The organism is Polaromonas sp. (genome assembly GCF_029945685.1).
Classification (GTDB): Bacteria; Pseudomonadota; Gammaproteobacteria; order Burkholderiales; family Burkholderiaceae_C; genus Polaromonas.
The window spans coordinates 225,925-244,144 of record NZ_JAQSDA010000008.1; the positions used below are offsets into that span (position 1 = coordinate 225,925).

Sequence of the window (18,220 nt, forward strand, 5' to 3'; positions counted from 1 at the left end):
TGTATTTTGTGCCGCGGCAGGCCGGCCACCGGAAAAGGGTTCAGTTCAGGCTGGCCGGGTCGAGGTTGGCGCCGCAGATGATCAGGCAGACTTTTTCGTCCGGCCGCGGCACCCAGGCGCCACTGTGCAGCGCCGCCAGCGGCAAGGCGGCGGCAGGCTCCACGGCGAGCTTGAGTTCTTTCCACAGCCACAGCTGGGCGCTGCGAATGGCTTCGTCGCCAAGCAGCAGTGCATCACGCACATGCGCCTGGGTGGCTGCCCAGGCCAGGTCGCCAATGCGTTTGGCGCCCAGCGAATCGGCGGCGATGCCGCTGACGGCCACATCGACCGGCCGACCGGCCTCGCGCGCCCGGAACAGCGTGGGCGCGAGTTCGGGCTCCAGCGCAACCACGCGCGTGCGCTGCTCGAACCAGCTGGCGATGCCGGCAATCAGGCCGCCGCCGCCGACGCTGACCAGCACGGCATCGGGCAGGCCGGCCTGCTGCTCGATCTCCAGCGCCAGCGTGCCGGCGCCGACCACCACTTCGCTCTGGTCGTAGGCATGGGTCAGCAGTGCGCCGGTTTGCTGCTGGCGCGCCAGGCAGGCCTGCAGCGCTTCCGAGTACGCCGCGCCGGTGACGACGACCTCGGCACCCAGTGCAGCGAGTTTGGCGCGCTTGGCCGGGCTGGACACTTCGGGCACAAACACCTCGCAGCGCACACCGAGTTCACGTGCGGCGGCCGCGGCGGCAATGCCGGCGTTGCCGCCCGAGGCCACAATCACGCCACTCGCCGGAATGGGGTTGGACAGCAGGCGGTTGAGCATGCCGCGCGCCTTGAAGCTGCCGCCGGTCTGCAGCTGCTCGAGCTTGAGCCAGACTTCGGCGCAGTCCACACCGAGCGCCTTGCCGGGCAGCTTCCATAACGGGGTTTGACGAATAAAGTGGCTGTAGCCCTCATGGAAGCTGCGCTGGCAGCTCTCAATTTGATAGCGATAGGACATGTCGGGCCTAGGACTCGGCATGCAAATCACTGCCGATGGCGTCCAGCGCGGAGCCATGCAGCTTGAGCCCCTTGGGCAGCGGAAACTTGATGGTTTCTTCAATGCCCGTCATCTTGCGCACCGACACGGCGCCCAGCGCCTTGATGCGGTCTATCACCTGCTTGACCAGGATCTCGGGCGCCGACGCGCCGGCAGTCAGACCGACGCGGCTTTTGCCCTCGAACCATTCGGGCTTGAGCTCGGTGGCGTCGTCCACCATGTAGGCCTCGGTGCCAAGCTTGACGGCCAGCTCGCGCAGGCGGTTGCTGTTGGAGCTGGTCGGGCTGCCGACCACGATCAGGATGTCGACCTGCGGGCTCATGATCTTGACGGCGTCCTGCCGGTTCTGCGTGGCGTAACAGATGTCCTGCTGCTTGGGCGAGCGCACGTTGGGAAAACGCGCCTTCACGGCGGCGCTGATCTCGGCGGCGTCGTCCACACTCAGCGTGGTCTGCGTCACCACGGCAAGTTTTTCGGTCTGCGCGGGCTGGATGCGTGCCACATCGGCCACGTCTTCCACCAGATGGATGCCGCTGTCGAGCTGGCCCATGGTGCCTTCGACCTCGGGGTGGCCCTTGTGGCCGATCATGATGAACTCGTAACCTTCCTTGTTGAGCTTGGCCACCTCGACGTGCACCTTGGTCACCAGCGGACAGGTGGCGTCAAAGATGCGAAAGCCGCGCGCTTCGGCCTCGCGCTCGGTGGCCTTGCTGACGCCGTGGGCGCTGAACACCAGCGTGGCGCCGGCGGGCACATCGTCCAGGTCTTCAATGAAGATCGCGCCTTTGTCCTTGAGCTCGTTGACCACGTACGTGTTGTGCACGATTTCATGGCGCACATAAATCGGCGCGCCGAACTTGCCAAGCGCTCGTTCGACGATTTCAATTGCGCGGTCCACGCCGGCGCAGAAGCCGCGCGGCTCGGCGAGGATGATTTCCTGGGGTGAGTTCTTGGCCCCCACGCTTGTCGCTTCGCGTACTGCGCTGCCCCCCGAGGGGGCTAATTTTCCTAGGGGCGGCCCGTCGGAAAATTGTTGCGTGCCTTTGCTGGTCATAAAACACCAATCAACTGGACTTCAAACACCACCGGCTGGCCGGCCAGCGGGTGATTGAAGTCGAACTGCACCGCGTCGCCTTCCGCCTTGACCTGCTGCACCGCGCCGGCGTATTGGCCCATGCCGTCGGGCGTGGGGAACTGCACCACATCACCGACCTTGTACTGCTCGTGCGGGTCGCCCAGCTCATTGAGCAGCTTGCGCGCCACCCACTGCACCAGCTCGGGGTTGCGCTCGCCGAAAGCCTCGCCGGCGGCCAGCTCGAAGCGGGTGCGCGTGCCTTCTGGCAGGCCCAGCAGGCGCTGCTCGATGGCGGGGGACAGCTCGCCGGTGCCCAGACTCAGGGTGGCCGGCTTGCCCTCGAAGGTATTGATGATGTCGGCGCCTGCTTGTCCGTCCCTGGACGGCCCGGCCATGCGGTAGTGCAGGGTCAGGAAAGAACCGGGCTGAACGACGGGGGGAGCGGATGTTTCCACGGTGGACATAGGACTTTCGGGGGCCGGCCCGGCGGGCCGCCAACTGTTTGTAAACTGCCCCTATTGTAGAAAGTGCCGACCAGGCAGAAAAAAACACCCCGGTTTACCCCTGCTACCGCCCTGCCAGCCCGCCCCGGTGCTGTTCGTCAACCCACCAAAAAGCCTCGCCATGCTTCTGAAAGACCTGCCCGAGGACGCCCGCCCCCGCGAAAAGCTGCTGGCCCGAGGCCCCGGCGCGCTCAGCGATGCCGAGCTGCTGGCCCTGTTGCTGCGCAGCGGCATTCCCGGCAAAAACGCGCTGCAGATGGGCCAGGAGTTGGTGGACACTTTCGGCGGCGTGGCCGGCCTGCTGCACACCGGGCACAAAGCCCTGGGCAGCATCAAGGGCCTGGGGCCGGCCAAACGCGCCGAACTGGTGGCGGTGCTGGAACTGGCGCGCCGCGCGCTGGCGCAGGAGCTGCAGGACAAGCCGCTGTTTTCCACGCCGCAAGCCGTGCGCGACTACCTGCAGCTGCAGCTGGGCAGCCGGCCGCATGAAATTTTTGCGGTGCTGTTTCTTGACAGCCAGCACCGGCTGATTGCGCTGGAAGAGCTGTTTCGCGGCACGCTGACGCAAACCAGCGTCTACCCGCGCGAGGTGGTGGTGCGGGCGCTGGCCCTGCACGCCGGCAGCGTGGTGCTGGCGCACAACCACCCGAGCGGTGAAGCCCGGCCCTCGCGTGCCGACGAGGCGCTGACACAGACGCTGAAGGCCGCGCTGGCCCTGGTGGACGTGCGGGTGCTGGACCATTTTGTCGTGACCAGCACGCAGGCGGTCTCGATGGCGGAACGGGGTCTGCTCTGATGGCCGCCCGCCCCCCGGCCATCAAGGACCTGAAGGGCCTGAAAGCCATCAAGCTTGAAATCGAGGCACGCGCCCGCCAGGACGCGCAAACCCGGGCCGCTCGCCTGGCAGCCGCCGCCAAGGCCAAGGCGGAAAAGGAGCTGTTTTCCCGCGCCATCGGCCCGGTCAAGGCGCTGCCGGCCAGGCATCTGCCCGGCCACCGGGCGCAGCTGGCGCCGGCCCAGCCCGCGCCGATTCCGGTGCAGCAGCAGCGCGACGAGCTGGCCGTGATGCGCGAGGCCATCTCCGACGAATTTGATGTGGAGACCCTGCTCGACACCGACGAGGCGCTGAGTTTTCGCCGCCCCGGCATGGGGCCGGACGTGGTGCGCAAGCTGCGCCGCGGCGGCTGGAGCATCCAGCGCCAGCTTGACCTGCACGGCCTGCGCCGCGAGGACGCGCGTGATGCGCTCTCGGCCTTCATTCGCGAAGCGCACAAGGCCGGCATGCGCTGCGTGCGGGTGGTGCACGGCAAGGGACTGGGTTCGCCGGGCAAAACGCCGGTGCTCAAGGGCCGGGTGCAAAGCTGGTTGATCCAGAAGCAGGAGGTGATCGCCTTTGTGCAGGCGCGGCCGGCCGAGGGTGGCGCCGGTGCGCTGGTGGTGTTGCTGGCGCAGAGCTGATTTCTCCCGTTTCGCTATGAATTCAATAGCTTCTGGCGCCCGTTTGATAAGGGCTGAAGGCCGATTTCATCAAAAAACATCAATGCAAATGATGTTGCAAGACGGTTTGTGAAATTTCATGAAGCAAAAAGTGCCATCAGCCAAGGCGGGACGGGTACGAGTAGCTATCAAATAAATAGCACTCCAAAGACGTGATCTAGGCCGGCGTATTGCGCATCCAGTCGGCGGTCTGGAAAAATGAGGCCCGCAACCTGGCGCGCAGTTCTTCATCGACACCGGTTTCGTCCATGGCCTGGTCCATGCAGGCCAACCACTGGTCGCGCTCGAGGATGCCGATGACAAAAGGCATGTGGCGCAGGCGCAGCTTGGGGTGGCCGAACCGCTCGGTGTAATGTTGCGGCCCGCCGAGCCAGCCGCACAGAAACCAGAACAGGTGCTGGCGCGCCTTGACCAGGTCGCTGCCGTGCGCAGCGCGCAATGCGGCGTAACCGGGCTCCAGGTCCATCAGGTCGTAAAAACGGTCCACCAGCGCCTTCACGCGCGCTTCGCCGCCTATCCAGTCGAAGGGGGTGGCGAACGGCGCTGCGCCCTGAGATTTTTCTTCAGCCTGCATGCTCATTGCGCCTTGCGCAAGGTTTCCACGACGGGTGTGTTGAGCACGGAGCGCAGGCCCCACCAACCCGCCGCCATCGCCAGCACGGCGCCGGCGAGGCTGCCGTAAAGCGGCACGGTCCAGGAGCCGGTCCAGCTGAAATCGAACACGTAACGCGCCAGGCCCCAGCCGACCGCCAGCGCCACGACGGAGGCCAGGAAGCCGGCCAGCAGGCCGACGCCGGCAAGTTCGGCGCGCTGGACCTGGCGCAGCAGCGAGGCGCGCGCACCGACGGCACGCATGATGGCAAACTCGTGCGCACGCTCTTCGCGCGTTGCGGTGATGGCCGCGAACAGCACCACCAGGCCGGCGGCCAGCGTGAAACCGAACAGGTACTCCACGGCGCGTATCACCTGGTCGAGCACGCGCTGCACCTGGGCGATGGTGCTGCTCATGTCGACGTTGGTGATGTTGGGAAAGGCCTTGACCAGTTCGTTGTCAAAGCTGCGCGGCTTCACCCCGTCCTGCACGGGCACACGTTCGGGCGCGCGGAAGGCGCTGATGTAGGACACCGGCACGTCCGTCATTTTCGCCACCGGGTACATCACAAAGAAATTGACCCGCATGGAGCCCCAGTCGACCTTGCGCAGGCTGGTGATTTTTGCCTCGCTGAGCTGGCCGCCAATGTCGAAACGCAGGCTGTCGCCCAGTTTCAGGCCCAGCGTTTTGGCCAGCCCGTCCTCGACGCTGATGGCGCCAGCCTCGTCGGCCGTCCAGCGGCCGGCCACCACCTGGTTGTGCGAGGGCTGCTGCGCGGCATGCGACAGGTTGAACTCGCGGTCCACCAGGCGTTTGGCGCGGTCGTCCTCGAAGTCATCCGGGGTCACGTCCTTGCCGTTGACCGCGACCAGGCGGCCACGGATCATGGGGTACCAGTCAAACTTCGTGACACCGCCATCGCGCAGCGCCTGCTGGAAGGCATCGCCCTGCTCGGGTTGCACATTGATGACAAAACGATTCGGCGCGTCGGGCGGCGTGGCGCGGCGCCAGCTGCTGATCAAATCGGTGCGCAGCAGCACCAGCAGCATCAGCGCCAGCAGACCGACCGCCAGCGCGCTGACCTGCACCACCGCATAAACCGGGCGTGCCGACAGCTGGCGCGTGGCCAGCACCAGCCAGCGCGGCGCGGTGGTTTCGCTGACGCTGGCGCGCAGCAGCTTGACGGCCGCGAAGCTGGCCACGGCAAACACCACCACGGCCCCGGCAAAACCGCCGACGGCAATCAGGCCAAGCTTGAGGTCGCTGCTGGCGGCCACCAGCAGGGCCGCAAAACCGAGCACCCCGACCAGCAGCACGGCGAGCGAGGCCGGACGCAGGTTGCCGACATCGCGGCGAATCACGCGCAGCGGCGGAACCTGGGCCAGCTGCAACACCGGCGGCAGGCCGAAAGCGAGCAGCAGGGTCAGCCCCATGCCCATGCCAAACGCCACCGGCCAGAAGGTAGGCGCCGGCAAGGCGGTTTCGACCAGGCCGGCCAGCAACAGCACAAAACCGTAGTGCACGGCAAAACCGATCAACACACCAAGCGCACTGGCTGCCAGCCCGGCCAGCACGAATTCAAAGGTGTAGGCCAGCGCGATGGTGCGTTGCGGCTGGCCCAGCACGCGCAGCATGGCGCAGTCGTCCAGGTGTTTGGCGGCAAAACCCCGTGCCACGATGGCGACGGCCACGGCGCTCAGCAGGGCGGCCAGCAAGGCCACCAGGTTGAGGAATTTTTCGGCACGGTCCAGTGTCTGGCGCATCTCGGGGCTGCCGGTTTCCAGCGACTCGATGCGCACACCGCGGAAGTCGGCCTTCTTGATTTCCTGCGTGGCCCACTCGACATAGGTTTTCACCGCGGCGTCGCTGCCGGCCACGGCAAAGCGGTAGTTGGTCCGGCTGGCCGGCTGGATCAGGCCGGTGGCCGCCAGGTCGGCACTGTTGATCATCACGCGTGGCGAAAAATTGGCAAAACCGCCGCCGCGGTCGGGCTCCTGAACAATCACCCGCGACAAGGTGAAGCGCGCGTCGCCCATCAGCAGGGGCTGGCCGATGCGCAGGCCCAGCGCATCCAGCAGCGAGGCATCGGCCCAGGCCGTGCCGGGAGCGGGAATTTCGCGGGTGGCCGCGCCGGCAGCCTCGGGGCTGGATGCGACCTGCAAGGTGCCGCGCAGCGGGTAACCTTCTGGCACCGCCTTGAAGGCCACGAGTTTGCTGCCGCCGCCGTCTTCCTCGCTGGCCCGGCCCATGGTCGGGAAGGTCACGGTGGAGGCAACCTGCAGGCCCAGGCTGCGCGCCTTGGCGATGAATACCTCGGGAGTCATGCCGTCGCTGCGCAAAACGGCATCACCGCCGAGGAGCTGACGGGCGTCGCGCTGCAGCCCGCCCTTGAGACGGTCCGCAAAAAACCCGACGGCCGTCAAGGCCGCGACTGCCAGCGTCACCGCGACGATCAGCAGCCGAAGCTCTCCGGCGCGCAGGTCGCGCAGCAGCGTGCGCCAGCCGAGTTTGAGGAAAAGGGTGTTCATCGCCTGACGATAACGCAAAGTGCACAGCCCCGGCGTCTGACGGTTTCTGTCGCCGGTCAGCCAGGACCGTGGGTCTGGCAAGAACCCTTGGGAAAATGCCGCGCCGCCCTCAGTCGGTCAGGCAGTCTCTGGCGCCCGGAGCCGGGGACCCGCGAGGTCCGGTTGCAGCTTGAGCCGCCCGGGCTGGGCATAACAGACAAAACGCCGGTTGGTCGCGCGGCCTATGGCGCACAACCCGACAGCCTGCGCCACCTGGTGGCCCATCTGCGTGATGCCGCTGCGCGACACCACAATCGGCACGCCCATTTGCGCCGACTTGATGACCATTTCGCTGGTCAGCCGTCCGGTGGTGTAGAACACGAGTCCGGAAGGCTGGCGGGAGAGCGTGGGGACTTCGGATCCAGACCAGCCGGGGCCGCGGATCTGGCTTTGCCAGTCCGCAGGCGCAGCGGCCCCCTCGGGGGGCAGCGAACCACACGCAGTGGGGAGCGTGGGGGCCAACAGATTCATCGCCATCCAGCCGGCAATGGTGTCGATGGCGTTGTGCCGCCCCACGTCCTCGACAAACAGCAACATTTCCGGCTCCGCGGCCGCCAGGGAGAACAATGCGCAGGCGTGAACGGATCCCGCTGATTTGTAGGTGGTCTCCTTGAGTCGGATGGTGTTGACCAGCCCGTAAAGCTGGGCCTGGGTGATGCAGGCATCGGCCGGCAGTTCGATCTGGTCCACCTCGTCCATCAGGCCACCGAACACACTGCCCTGCCCGCAGCCGGTGGTCACCACCTTGCGCGCGGTTTTTTCGTCGATGTCCGCAATGCCGTGACGCGTCTTGACCGCCGCAGCCCCCACATCCCAGTCCACGGTGATGGACTCGATCTCTGCGGCATCCCTGACCAGCCGCTGGTTGCGCAGGTAACCCAGCACCAGCAACTCGGGATGGGCACCCAGCGTCATCAGGGTGACCAGCTCGCGCTTGTCGACATACACCGTCAAGGCGCGTTCGGCGGGAATGGCAATCTGGAGCGGCTCGCCATATTCGTTGACTGCGTCGATCTCGCAGGTGAGCGGCGCCCGGGCCTGGGTCAGGTGGGGGAGAGGCATGGTTGGAGACTACAACAAAAAGGCCGGCACCTTGCGGGGCCGGCCTTTATGCGTTGAGTGGGTACTCAGGATTTTTTCTCAGGGGCGATGGCTGCCGCGGGGGTCTTGCTGCTGGGCGGGCTGGTGGCGGTAGCCGCCGGAGAGTGCGCACCGGAAGCCTCCAGGGGTTTGGCCGTTTCCGGAGGCGCATAAGTGAAGGCTCCGGGGTCTGCGCAGGCCGGCGTGGCAACCGGTGGCTTGGTCTCCTTGCCGGCCGCCTTGGCCGTCTTGAAATACCCGGCTGCCACCTTGTCCATGGATTTGCACAACAGGTAGCCATCGACCTTGCCGGCCCAGGCGGCCTTCGCGGCGGCCTCGGCGGCTTTGGCCTTGGCCTCATCGCTGACAGGGGGCAGCTTGGCCAGCGCCATCGATGAAACAGCAAGCAGCAAGCCCGAGAATAGAAGTTTCTTCATGGGAATAGTCCTTGTTATACCTGTACGGTCTGGCTCGGTGGCGCAGGCTCGCTGCGCTGCGCCGGAATCTTGCCAGCCTTCACGTCGTCATACCAGTATTCGTGGTGTTCCCTGGCCCAGGTCTCGTCCACATAGCCGGTTTTCATGCCGTCATAGGCGCCCTGCATGCCAATGGTGCCAATGTAGATGTGGCCGATGAACATCGCCATCATCAGCACCGTCGCCACGGCATGCACCATGTGCGCCACCTGCATGGTGTCACGTACATAGATCAGCCCGGGGACGAGCTTGTCGAGCACCAGCCCGGATGCCACCACGATGACACCGAGGAAAAACACGCCGCCCCAGAACACCAGTTTTTCGCCGGCGTTAAAGCGATGTGACGGCACTTCCTTGTCCGACAGCAGGCCGCCGCCCTTGAGCAGCCAGCCGATATCGCCGCGGCTGGGCATGTTGTCGCGGACAAACGTGAAAAACACGATCACCAGCGACACGGCAAACAGCGGGCCGGCAAAGTTGTGCATGTTCTTGAGCAGATAGGTCAGCCAGCCGAACAGGGTGAGGCCCATGACCGGCAGCAGGAAGAATTTGCCAAATGCCATGACAATGCCGGAGATGGCCAGAATACAGAACGCAATGGCGTTGGCCCAGTGCGCTGAACGCTCAAACGGCGTGAAACGTTCGATCTTGCGCCCGGTTTCGGCCCCGTGCAGATTGATCCGGCCTTTTCCAAAATAAAACAGCGCAATCGCGCCCACCACGATCAGCAGCAGGGCGCCACCGTAGGGGATCAACCAGTTGTTGCGTACCTGCCGCCAGGCCTCTCCGGCATTGGTCAGCAGTGAGCCGGGGTATCGCACAAAAGGCTGGATCAGGTTGCCGGCCTCGGGCGCTTCGCTTTTGGGCAGGCTGCTGTAGCCGGTGACGCCCGATCCGACCTGACGCCACATTGGCGCATTGTTGCCCGGCTGGACCCTGGCGCGCTCGCCGTTGGTCTGCTCGGCGTATTTGGGATCGGCGCTCGCATCGGGTTTGACCTCGAAGATGTTGGCGCTCTGGATGCCACCTGTGGGCGCTGCGGCTGGCACCGCCGCTGGAGCACCCGGGACGGCGGCGGGTTGCGCCAACACCGCGGTCGACCAGCCAAACGCTGCGAAGAACAGGGCTGCCAGAAATCTCGATGGGCGTTGCATGTGAACTCCCTGTTATTTCACGCGGTTGTATTCGTTCTGGCCGGCCTGCGCGCGGGTCTTGAGCTGCTGCTCCCAAGCGGTCTTGTCACCGGCCTTCCAGCCCGGGGCGTTGAAGGCATTGTTGGTGCCCTGAAACGCGGCCGTATCGCTTTTGACGCCGCCAGCAGACTGGGGTTTGTCGCCGCAAGCGGCAAGCGCCATGACGGCAGCTGTGAGCAGTGCAAGACGCATCATGATTTGGCTCCATTCACGGGTGGTTGACCCGCTTGCCTGGAGCCGTAGGCCGTTCCCCAACCCCACACCTCGGCGCCCTTGCCGCGCTGTACGACGCGGGTGCGGAAGATGTCGGCAACCACATCGCCATCACCGGCAAGCAGCGCCTTGGTCGAGCACTGCTCGGCGCAGGCTGGCAATTTTCCTTCGGCCAGCCGGTTCCGGCCGTATTTTTCGAATTCAGCCTGGCTGCCGTTGGCCTCGGGTCCGCCGGCGCAGAACGTGCATTTGTCCATCTTGCCGCGCACGCCGAAAGTGCCCTGGGACGGAAACTGCGGCGCGCCGAAGGGGCAGGCGTAAGAGCAGTAGCCACAACCAATGCAGACGTCCTTGTCGTGCAGCACCACGCCCTCGTCGGTGCGGTAGAAGCAGTTGACAGGGCAAACAGCCATGCACGGCGCGTCGCTGCAATGCATGCAGGCCACCGAAATGGACTTCTCGCCGGGAACACCGTCGTTGAGCGTGACCACACGGCGGCGATTGACACCCCACGGAACCTCGTTTTCGTTCTTGCAGGCAGTAACGCAACCGTTGCACTCGATGCAGCGCTCCGCGTCACAAACAAATTTCATGCGTGCCATGGTGTCTCCTTATGCCTTCTCGACGTTGCAGACCGTCGTCTTGGTTTCCTGCATCATCGTCACGCTGTCGTAACCGTAGGTGGTCGCCGTATTGACCGCCTCGCCGCGCACCACAGGGGCCGCGCCCTTGGGGTAGTAGGCCAGCATGTCGGCGCCTTGCCAGCGCCCCGAAAAGTGGAAAGGCAGGAACACGGTATCGGGTCCGACACGTTCAGTGACAAGCGCCTGGACATTCAGGCGCGCACCGGTCGGTGTGCTGACCCAGGCACGCTCGCCGTTGCGAATGCCCTTCTCTGAGGCCACCTTGGGATTGATCTCGATGAACATTTCCTGCTGCAACTCGGCCAGCCAGGGGTTGGAGCGGGTTTCCTCGCCGCCACCTTCGTATTCGACCAGACGGCCGGAGGTCATGATCAGCGGGTATTTTTCATGCACCTTGTCGGCAATGTTTTTCTGCTGAATGGTCTTGTAGAGCGTCGGCAGACGCCAGAAGGCCTTCTTGTCATCATGCGTCGGGTACTTGGCCATGAGGTCGGGCCGGTTGCCGTACAGCGGTTCGCGGTGCTGAGGGATTGCGTCCGGGAAATTCCAGACCACCGCACGCGCCTTGGCATTGCCAAACGGATGGCAGCCATGGCCCTGCATGAATACCCGGATCATTCCGCCCGAAGGGTCGGTCTTCCAGTTCTTGCCTTCAGCAGCGGCCTTCTCCGGCTCCGTCAGCTCATCCCACCAGCCGAGTTTCTTGAGCAGCAAATGATCAAGTTCGGGGTAACCGGTCTGGATATCCGCGCCCTTGGAGTGCGAACCGTCTTCAGCCAGCAGGTTTTTGCCTTCCCGCTCAACGCCGAAATTGGCGCGGAAGTTGCCACCACCGTCCATCACGTGTTTGGAGGTGTCGTAGAGGTTGGGGGAACCGGGGTGTTTCATTTCCGGCGTTCCGAAACAAGGCCATGGCAGACCGAAATAGTCACCGGTGGTGTCGTAGCCTGTTTCCTTGTCTTTGCCGCCCTTGGACTTCAGTGTCTTGACGTCAAACATGTGCATGTTGCGCATGTGGGCCTTCAGGCGCTCCGGGCTTTGACCGGTGTAGCCGATGGTCCAGACACATTTGTTGATCTCGCGCAGGATGTCTTCCGGCACGGGCTCGTCCATGCCTTTGACCTTCTGCATCTTGTAGTTCTTCGACAGTTCCTTGGCAAAGCCGAGTTTCTCGGCGAGCTGGTGCATGATCATGTGATCACTGCGGCTCTCCCACAGCGGCTCGATGACTTTTTCACGCCACTGCAGAGAGCGGTTGGATGCCGTCACGGAACCGCTGGTCTCGAACTGGGTCGCAGCCGGCAACAAGTAAACCGCGCGGTTGGGGTTGAGGTCTTCTGCCTTGCCCGGCATGGCCGCCATGGCTGCAGTCGCCGACGGATAGGGATCAATCACCACCAGCAGGTCCAGCTTGTCCATGGCGCGCTTCATCTCCAGACCGCGCGTCTGGGAGTTGGGCGCATGACCCCAGAACACCACGCCGCGAAGGTTGGAGTCCTGGTCGATGAATTCGTTCTTCTCCATCACGCCGTCGATCCAGCGCGACACCGTGATGCCCGGCTTGCCCATCATGGCGGGCGAGGAATAACGTCCCTTGATCCAGTCGAAATCCACCCCCCAGGTCCTGGCGAAATGTTTCCACGAACCTTCGGCCAGACCGTAGTAGCCCGGCAGGGAATCCGGGTTGGGGCCGACATCGGTCGCACCCTGCACGTTGTCATGACCACGGAAAATGTTGGTGCCGCCGCCGGAGACGCCGACGTTGCCGAGGGCCAGCTGCAGGATGCAGGAGGCGCGCACCATGGCATTGCCGATGGTGTGCTGGGTCTGCCCCATGCACCAGACGATGGTGGACGGCCGGTTCTTGGCCATCATCTCGGCGGCCATGTAGACACGCGCCTCGGGCACGCCGCAGGCTTCCTCGACCTTGTCCGGCGTCCACTTCGCGAGCACGTCTTCCTTGACCTTGTCCATGCCGTAGACACGGTCGTTGATGTATTTGGTGTCTTCCCAGCCGTTCTTGAAGATGTGGTACAGCATGCCGAACAGGAACGGGATATCCGAACCGGAGCGGATGCGGATGAACTCGTCTGCCTTGGCGGCCGTGCGCGTGAAACGCGGGTCCACCACAATCATCTTGCAACCGGACTCCTTGGAGTGCAGCATGTGCAGCAGGCTGACAGGGTGAGCCTCCGCAGCGTTGGAACCGATGTACAACGCGCACTTGCTGTTTTGCATGTCGTTGTACGAATTGGTCATGGCGCCGTAGCCCCACGTGTTGGCCACACCAGCCACCGTGGTGGAATGGCAGATGCGCGCCTGGTGGTCACAGTTGTTGCTGCCCCAGAAGCTCACGAACTTGCGCATCAGGTAGGCCTGCTCGTTGTTGTGCTTGGACGATCCGACCCAGTACACGGAATCAGGGCCGCTGGCCTTGCGCAAATCCATCATGCGCGCGGTGATCTCGTTGAGCGCCGTGTCCCAGCTGATGCGCTCGTACTTGCCGCCCACCAGCTTCATCGGATAACGAAGGCGGTATTCGCCGTGACCGTGTTCGCGCAGTGCCGCACCCTTGGCGCAATGCGCGCCGAGGTTGATCGGCGAATCGAACACCGGCTCCTGCCGGACCCAGACGCCGTTTTCGACAACCGCATCGACGGCACAACCCACCGAGCAGTGGGTGCAGACCGTGCGCTTGACCTCGATTTTTCCGCTGCCGTCACCTGCGCCGGGCGTGGCCGCCCTGGCTTTCTTGACCAGCGTCAGCTGGGTGGCAGCCAGACCGACGCCGACCCCCAGGCCCGAACGGCGCAGAAAAGCGCGGCGATCCATGGTCGGCAGGGCATTCGACAGTCCGCGCGACAGGCTTTGGACAAAACGTGCGGATCCGGCGCGCTGCGCTGTATCGCCGTGGACACCGTGAGTTTTTTTCGTGAGCAACATGGAGCTCTCCGTAAGAAGGGGAACGGGAAGAATCAGAGACGCGCGGTCTGGTAGTAGCGCTTGACGTGATCAGACAGGCTGTAGCCTCCGCCTTTTTCCGGCGCAGGCTTGGGTTCCTGCAGGGCCGCCTCGGGCGCTTGCATCCCGGGCAGGGCGACCGCCACGGCGGCAACGGCGCCGGTGGCGGCAGCACCGAAGAAGAAACCCCGGCGTGAAGGTTTTGGCTGGCTGTCCTGCATAGTGGTCTCCAAGGAAGCTTGCTGATATGAACTGGTTTGCATACTTACTGATTTACTTACTTTACGCCAGACCTGAACAGGCGACAACGGTCAGGTCAGGCCAAATGCAACACCCAAGGGAAAACGATAGGGCATCTTAGTTTTTACCCCGGCTGCACTAATCAGAAAAAAGTGTCGCATTTTGAGAAAAAGCTGCTGCGCGGAGCGCGTGGGGCCCAGCCTGGCATGGGCCCGGCCTGCTCAGGCCAGCATGTCGAAGCCCTGGGTTTCAACGCTGAGAAAAGTGTGTGTAAAACCGGCCAGACTGCGGTAGAAGTCCGCCCTCGGATGGGCACTGACCACATCGCACAGGGTGGTGGCCCAGGGCTGCAGATGACGTGCGAAAAACTCGCGCTGACGCGTCAGGTTGGCAACCGCCACATCGTCCCCCGCAATCAGGTAACGCATCACCTCGCACAGATAGGCGATATGGTCTTCGGTTTCGGGCATGGTTTCGTCACGCGCCAGACCCAGAGCTTCCAGATCGGTGCGAAGCGCCGCCAGCGGCTTCTCGTTGAGGAACCCACTGAGGTAGTGGGATCCGAACAGGTAGACCTCGGGTTTGCCGACGCCACCAAACAGCGCTTCGTATTCCCGGGCAATTTCCCCGCCGGGCAACCGGCGGGCAGCACCGACGAGTTCAGACCACGAGGCTTCCAGCAAGGCACCGGCAGCAGGCGCTTCGGTCACGGCCACCCGCAGGTTGTCGAGCAGGGCAGCCGGCGGTGGCGCGTAATACAGCGCTGCCAGCAGTCCATAAACTTCGGCGCGGGCGGTTTCTTCGTCGAGGGTGGACGCTACGAGTTGGGCGGGCTGGGTCATGGGTTTTAGCGAATGTCGGTGATCTTGATTTCGTTGTCGGCGGAGTAGATGTCAATCACGCGGCAGTCGCTGCACATTTTCAGGCGTTCAGCTGCCGCTCCCTGGAACATGGCATGTCCGGCCAGCTTGCCCAGCATGGACTCGATCGCCTTGAGCGTGCCGAAGGGCTTGCTGCAGCGTATGCACTGGTAGGGCTGGCTCTCATTGAGCACACGCGCCTCCTTGCGCTGCGGCGTGAGCAGCAGGCGCGGCTGCAGGGTGATGGCGTTTTCCGGACAGGTTGTCGCGCACAGGCCGCATTGCACGCAGTTTTTCTCGATGAATTTAAGCTGCGGCCGCTCCGGGTTGTCCTGCAGTGCACTGGCCGGACAGGCGCTGACGCAGCTCAGGCACAGCGTGCAGGCATCCCTGTTGATGACCAGGGTGCCCAGCGGCGAACCGGCGGCCGGCAGCGCAATCGCCTCGGGCCTGGCCGTGGCCTGCGTCATCAGGTGATCCAGCGCCAGCTCCAGGGTGGCACGTTTGTCGGCCTGCACGGCAAATCCAGCCGCCTGGCCGACGCCCTGGGCCGGCGCCGCCTGCAGCTGGGCGTCGAGCGTGGCCAGGTCGCGCGCGTCCCTGGCGTCGAGAATACGGAAGTGTTCCCCCTGGTAACCGAGGCCGCCCAGGATGGCCTGTGCCACGTCCATCTGCTCGCGTACCGCTTCACGGTACTGGGGCGCTTCCTCGTGCGTCATCAGGACCCACACCTGGGAAGCGCCATGGGCGATGGCCGAGAGCCACAACTCCAGTCCCACCGAGACGGTGTGCCACAAGGCCAGCGGCAAAACGCGCGCCGGCACGCCATGCGTGGCCGGATCGAGCCGCGCCATGCGGCCCAGGTCACCCAACAGCCGGGTGCCCGCTTCCTGGCTGTGCAGCAGCAGGGCCGCCTGCTTGCCGCCCGCACGCGCATACGTGCCCAGCAGGGTCTTGATCTTCGCGCCCTGCTCCCCGGGACGCGGGTAGGCAAAGGTCAGTGCCCCGCTCGGACACACCGTGGTGCAGGCACCGCAGCCCACACACAGATTGGGATTCACAACGATTTGCTGTCGGTCACGCTGGCTGCTGATCGCCGAGGCCGAGCAGACGTCGATACAGGCGGTGCAGCCGGTTTTTTCATTGCGGCTGTGGGCACAGAGTTTTTGCTTGTAGTTGAAGAACTTCGGCTTTTCGAACTCACCCACCAGCGAGCGCAGTTGCAGCAACGTGCTGGTGTCCTGGCCATCCCAGCGGAAATACCCCTGAGGCAAGGCATGTTGCGTGAAGGCCGGGGTGACACGCAGGTCCAGCACCAGATCGAATTTTTCGCTCAAAGCCTCGGGTGCGCGGCCGAAATCGATTGCCCCGGCCACACCGCACGCTTTCACGCAGGCCCGGTGCGACTTGCACAGGGCGTTGTCGATCTGGTAGTCGAAACCGATGGCGCCTTCGGGGCAGGCCGCCAGACAGGCATTGCAGCGGGTGCACAGGTCGAGGTCGATCGCGTTGTTGCGCTGCCAATGGAGCTCGAAAGCGCCCAGCCAGCCGGTCAGGCGCTGGATCTTGCCGGCCAGCACCGGATAACGCCGCTCCTGCAGACCGCCGTCCCGGCCCGTTCCCAGACTGAACAGCGTCACGTCCAGCGCGTCTGACAGCAAGCCGGCGGCACGCTCGGCCGCATCGAGCTCACCGATGATGAGCACACGACCGGCGCTTTTGTAGGTCACGGTGGCCACGGGCTCGGCATCCGGCAGATGGGCGACCGCAAGCAAGGCGGCAATCTTGGGGCTGGCCTGCGCAGCGTCCCGGCTCCAGCCGCCGGTTTCACGGATGTTGACGAACTTGATAACCGACGTAGCGCCCTCGGTCTGCTGGGCCAGTTCCGCAAACAACCGGCTCTCCTGGGTGCAAGCCACCACCACGTCGTCGCCGGACTGAACCGCCTTCTGGAAGGCGCCGGCTTCGCGGCGGCACAGCGCCGAATGCAGGGTCAGTTTTTCGTCAAGTGCCGTGCCCAGCGTCTGGGGCTGGAGCGGCATGGTCTGGTTGCAGTCGCAGATCAGTGTGGGCATGGTTTTCTTGGCTGGCGCCGGAGCCAGGCTGCGGCTCGGGTTGGCTGGAATGTTCTGGCGAAATGGCTGGATCGGGTAGGGGCAGCCCTTCCTGGGACTGTGCCACGGTTTCATCTTTGGGGTTATTCGCAGTTTCCCGTGGTGTCGTGGCCTGCGCCGCCTTCCCGCCCTCTTTCTCTTCATCCTCAAACAGATTGAGGAACTTGGCGCTCGCCATCTGCCGGAGCATGGACTCGGGAATGGGATCGGACTTGGAATAGTCGTCGATGTAGATGTCCAGGCCGTCCATCACATTGAAGTGCGGGTCAGCAAACAGCTTCTTCATCGCGGCATTACGCACTTCGGGTCCGACATCACCGGCCATGAAGGGCTTGAAATCGGAATCCCGCGTCAACAGCTGCGCGTCTTCCAGTGTCAGCAACTTCTTTTCGGGCGGCGCGGCGGCATCGGCCGGGGGCGGCACCGCTGCCGGGGGAACTGGCGCTCCCGTCCAGGCTGCTGCTACAGGTGTAATGGCGGCAGGCGCCGGTTCGTCGAGCGGCTTGCCCTGCAGGGCGTCCGTCTTGCGGCGTGCCCACCGGCCCAGGAATCCGGAGGCTTCGTCAGCCATGGCCACCGCCCCCGCCAAACTTCTTGTCGGTGCTCACGCGCGCCGGGTTGCCAAAACGGTCCTGCAGCGGCTTGAAGCTTTGCGGGCGCTGCCGGCGCTTGGCCTCCAGCACGTAGTGGGCATCGACAAAAGCCTGCACCCACTCGACCACATCGCGCGGCGCAGCCACCTGCTCCACGGTTTCCTGCGCGTCCAGCCAGCGCCCGGCGTCGTGGTAACTCAGGGTCACGGTCTGCGGCACAGCCACCGGTTCGTCGGCCAGCGCCGCCTCTTCCTCCATGCGCCAGACGACCCAGAAGCAGGGCTGGGGCGTGGTGACATTGAGGTAGTAACCTTCGGCGTCGTCGGTGAACAGTTCCACCTTGAACCCGGGGTGCAGCCAGCGCTCTTCCTGCTCGTCCTTGAGCAGCAGGCGCGGCTGGTCACCAAAATTCTCCTCGTGCGGCACGATGTCGGCCAGCGACCAGCGCCAGGGCTGCCAGCGGTTGTCGATGCGCTCGCGGCGCATGACCACGGCCACCGCCACGAAGGGGCGGCGAATGGCCGGATCGGCACCGGGGAGCTGCAGGACAAATTCAGACATGCCCGCAGTGTACGGTGGTCTGTATTCCCT

Annotated in this window: 18 protein-coding genes; 2 read left to right on the plus strand and 16 right to left on the minus strand. The window is 64.4% G+C overall.

Features of this window, described 5'->3' with window-relative positions; all coding sequences use genetic code 11:
* Positions 1–40 precede the first annotated feature (40 nt).
* The 3 genes from PSV26_RS06525 to PSV26_RS06535 all read right to left on the minus strand — a co-directional run bounded on the left by PSV26_RS06525 (position 41) and on the right by PSV26_RS06535 (position 2,560).
* On the minus strand, positions 41–982 hold the full coding sequence (locus PSV26_RS06525) for a threonine/serine dehydratase (RefSeq protein ID WP_300568978.1): 942 nt from the start codon (positions 980–982) through the stop codon (positions 41–43).
* Positions 983–989: 7 nt separating this feature from the next.
* Positions 990–1,982, minus strand: a complete 993-nt coding sequence (gene ispH, locus PSV26_RS06530) for a 4-hydroxy-3-methylbut-2-enyl diphosphate reductase (protein WP_300568981.1) — start codon at positions 1,980–1,982, stop codon at positions 990–992.
* An 89-nt stretch (positions 1,983–2,071) separates the two neighbouring features.
* Complete coding sequence (locus tag PSV26_RS06535; RefSeq protein WP_300568983.1) at positions 2,072–2,560, minus strand: FKBP-type peptidyl-prolyl cis-trans isomerase; 489 nt, start codon at positions 2,558–2,560, stop codon at positions 2,072–2,074.
* A 160-nt stretch (positions 2,561–2,720) separates the two neighbouring features.
* On the opposite strand from PSV26_RS06535, the gene radC reads away from it, so the two are divergent.
* Positions 2,721–3,395 carry a DNA repair protein RadC gene (radC, locus tag PSV26_RS06540; protein ID WP_300511691.1) on the plus strand — a complete coding sequence of 225 codons (675 nt, stop codon included), beginning with the start codon at positions 2,721–2,723 and terminating at the stop codon, positions 3,393–3,395.
* On the plus strand, positions 3,395–4,057 hold the full coding sequence (locus tag PSV26_RS06545; protein WP_300511692.1) for a Smr/MutS family protein: 663 nt from the start codon (positions 3,395–3,397) through the stop codon (positions 4,055–4,057). Before radC ends, PSV26_RS06545 begins: the two co-directional genes overlap by 1 nt.
* A 196-nt stretch (positions 4,058–4,253) precedes the next feature.
* Here the strand turns inward: PSV26_RS06545 and PSV26_RS06550 are convergent, their stop codons facing one another.
* The 13 genes from PSV26_RS06550 to PSV26_RS06610 form a co-directional block, all read right to left on the minus strand.
* Complete coding sequence (locus PSV26_RS06550) at positions 4,254–4,670, minus strand: group II truncated hemoglobin (RefSeq protein ID WP_300568986.1); 417 nt, start codon at positions 4,668–4,670, stop codon at positions 4,254–4,256.
* Between the two features lie 2 nt (positions 4,671–4,672).
* Entirely contained in the window at positions 4,673–7,216 is a 2,544-nt protein-coding gene (locus PSV26_RS06555) for an FtsX-like permease family protein (RefSeq protein WP_300568989.1), read from the minus strand.
* Positions 7,217–7,333: 117 nt separating this feature from the next.
* A complete protein-coding gene (locus PSV26_RS06560) occupies positions 7,334–8,317 on the minus strand; it encodes a formate dehydrogenase accessory sulfurtransferase FdhD (protein WP_300511695.1) in 984 nt (327 codons plus the stop codon).
* Between the two features lie 65 nt (positions 8,318–8,382).
* Complete coding sequence (locus PSV26_RS06565; RefSeq protein WP_300568992.1) at positions 8,383–8,772, minus strand: hypothetical protein; 390 nt, start codon at positions 8,770–8,772, stop codon at positions 8,383–8,385.
* A 14-nt stretch (positions 8,773–8,786) separates the two neighbouring features.
* The gene (locus tag PSV26_RS06570; RefSeq protein ID WP_300511697.1) at positions 8,787–9,965 is read right to left on the minus strand and encodes a formate dehydrogenase subunit gamma; all 1,179 of its coding nucleotides are present in this window, start codon (positions 9,963–9,965) and stop codon (positions 8,787–8,789) included.
* Positions 9,966–9,977: 12 nt separating this feature from the next.
* Complete coding sequence (locus tag PSV26_RS06575; protein WP_300511698.1) at positions 9,978–10,199, minus strand: hypothetical protein; 222 nt, start codon at positions 10,197–10,199, stop codon at positions 9,978–9,980.
* A complete protein-coding gene (fdh3B, locus tag PSV26_RS06580) occupies positions 10,196–10,819 on the minus strand; it encodes a formate dehydrogenase FDH3 subunit beta (protein ID WP_300511699.1) in 624 nt (207 codons plus the stop codon). The genes PSV26_RS06575 and fdh3B overlap by 4 nt, the downstream gene beginning before the upstream one ends.
* A 9-nt stretch (positions 10,820–10,828) precedes the next feature.
* Positions 10,829–13,804 (minus strand): formate dehydrogenase subunit alpha, encoded by a 2,976-nt coding sequence (locus PSV26_RS06585; protein WP_300511700.1) that lies wholly within the window; start codon positions 13,802–13,804, stop codon positions 10,829–10,831.
* Between the two features lie 32 nt (positions 13,805–13,836).
* Positions 13,837–14,043 carry a formate dehydrogenase gene (locus PSV26_RS06590; protein ID WP_300511701.1) on the minus strand — a complete coding sequence of 69 codons (207 nt, stop codon included), beginning with the start codon at positions 14,041–14,043 and terminating at the stop codon, positions 13,837–13,839.
* A 240-nt stretch (positions 14,044–14,283) separates the two neighbouring features.
* Positions 14,284–14,904 (minus strand): molecular chaperone TorD family protein, encoded by a 621-nt coding sequence (locus PSV26_RS06595; protein WP_300568995.1) that lies wholly within the window; start codon positions 14,902–14,904, stop codon positions 14,284–14,286.
* A gap of 5 nt (positions 14,905–14,909) precedes the next feature.
* Positions 14,910–16,997, minus strand: coding sequence for a 4Fe-4S binding protein (locus PSV26_RS06600; RefSeq protein WP_300568998.1), 2,088 nt, complete (start codon positions 16,995–16,997; stop codon positions 14,910–14,912).
* Complete coding sequence (locus PSV26_RS06605; RefSeq protein ID WP_300569001.1) at positions 16,927–17,607, minus strand: DUF3306 domain-containing protein; 681 nt, start codon at positions 17,605–17,607, stop codon at positions 16,927–16,929. The genes PSV26_RS06600 and PSV26_RS06605 overlap by 71 nt, the downstream gene beginning before the upstream one ends.
* Entirely contained in the window at positions 17,600–18,190 is a 591-nt protein-coding gene (locus tag PSV26_RS06610) for a DUF3305 domain-containing protein (RefSeq protein WP_300569003.1), read from the minus strand. The genes PSV26_RS06605 and PSV26_RS06610 overlap by 8 nt, the downstream gene beginning before the upstream one ends.
* Positions 18,191–18,220: the final 30 nt, after the last annotated feature.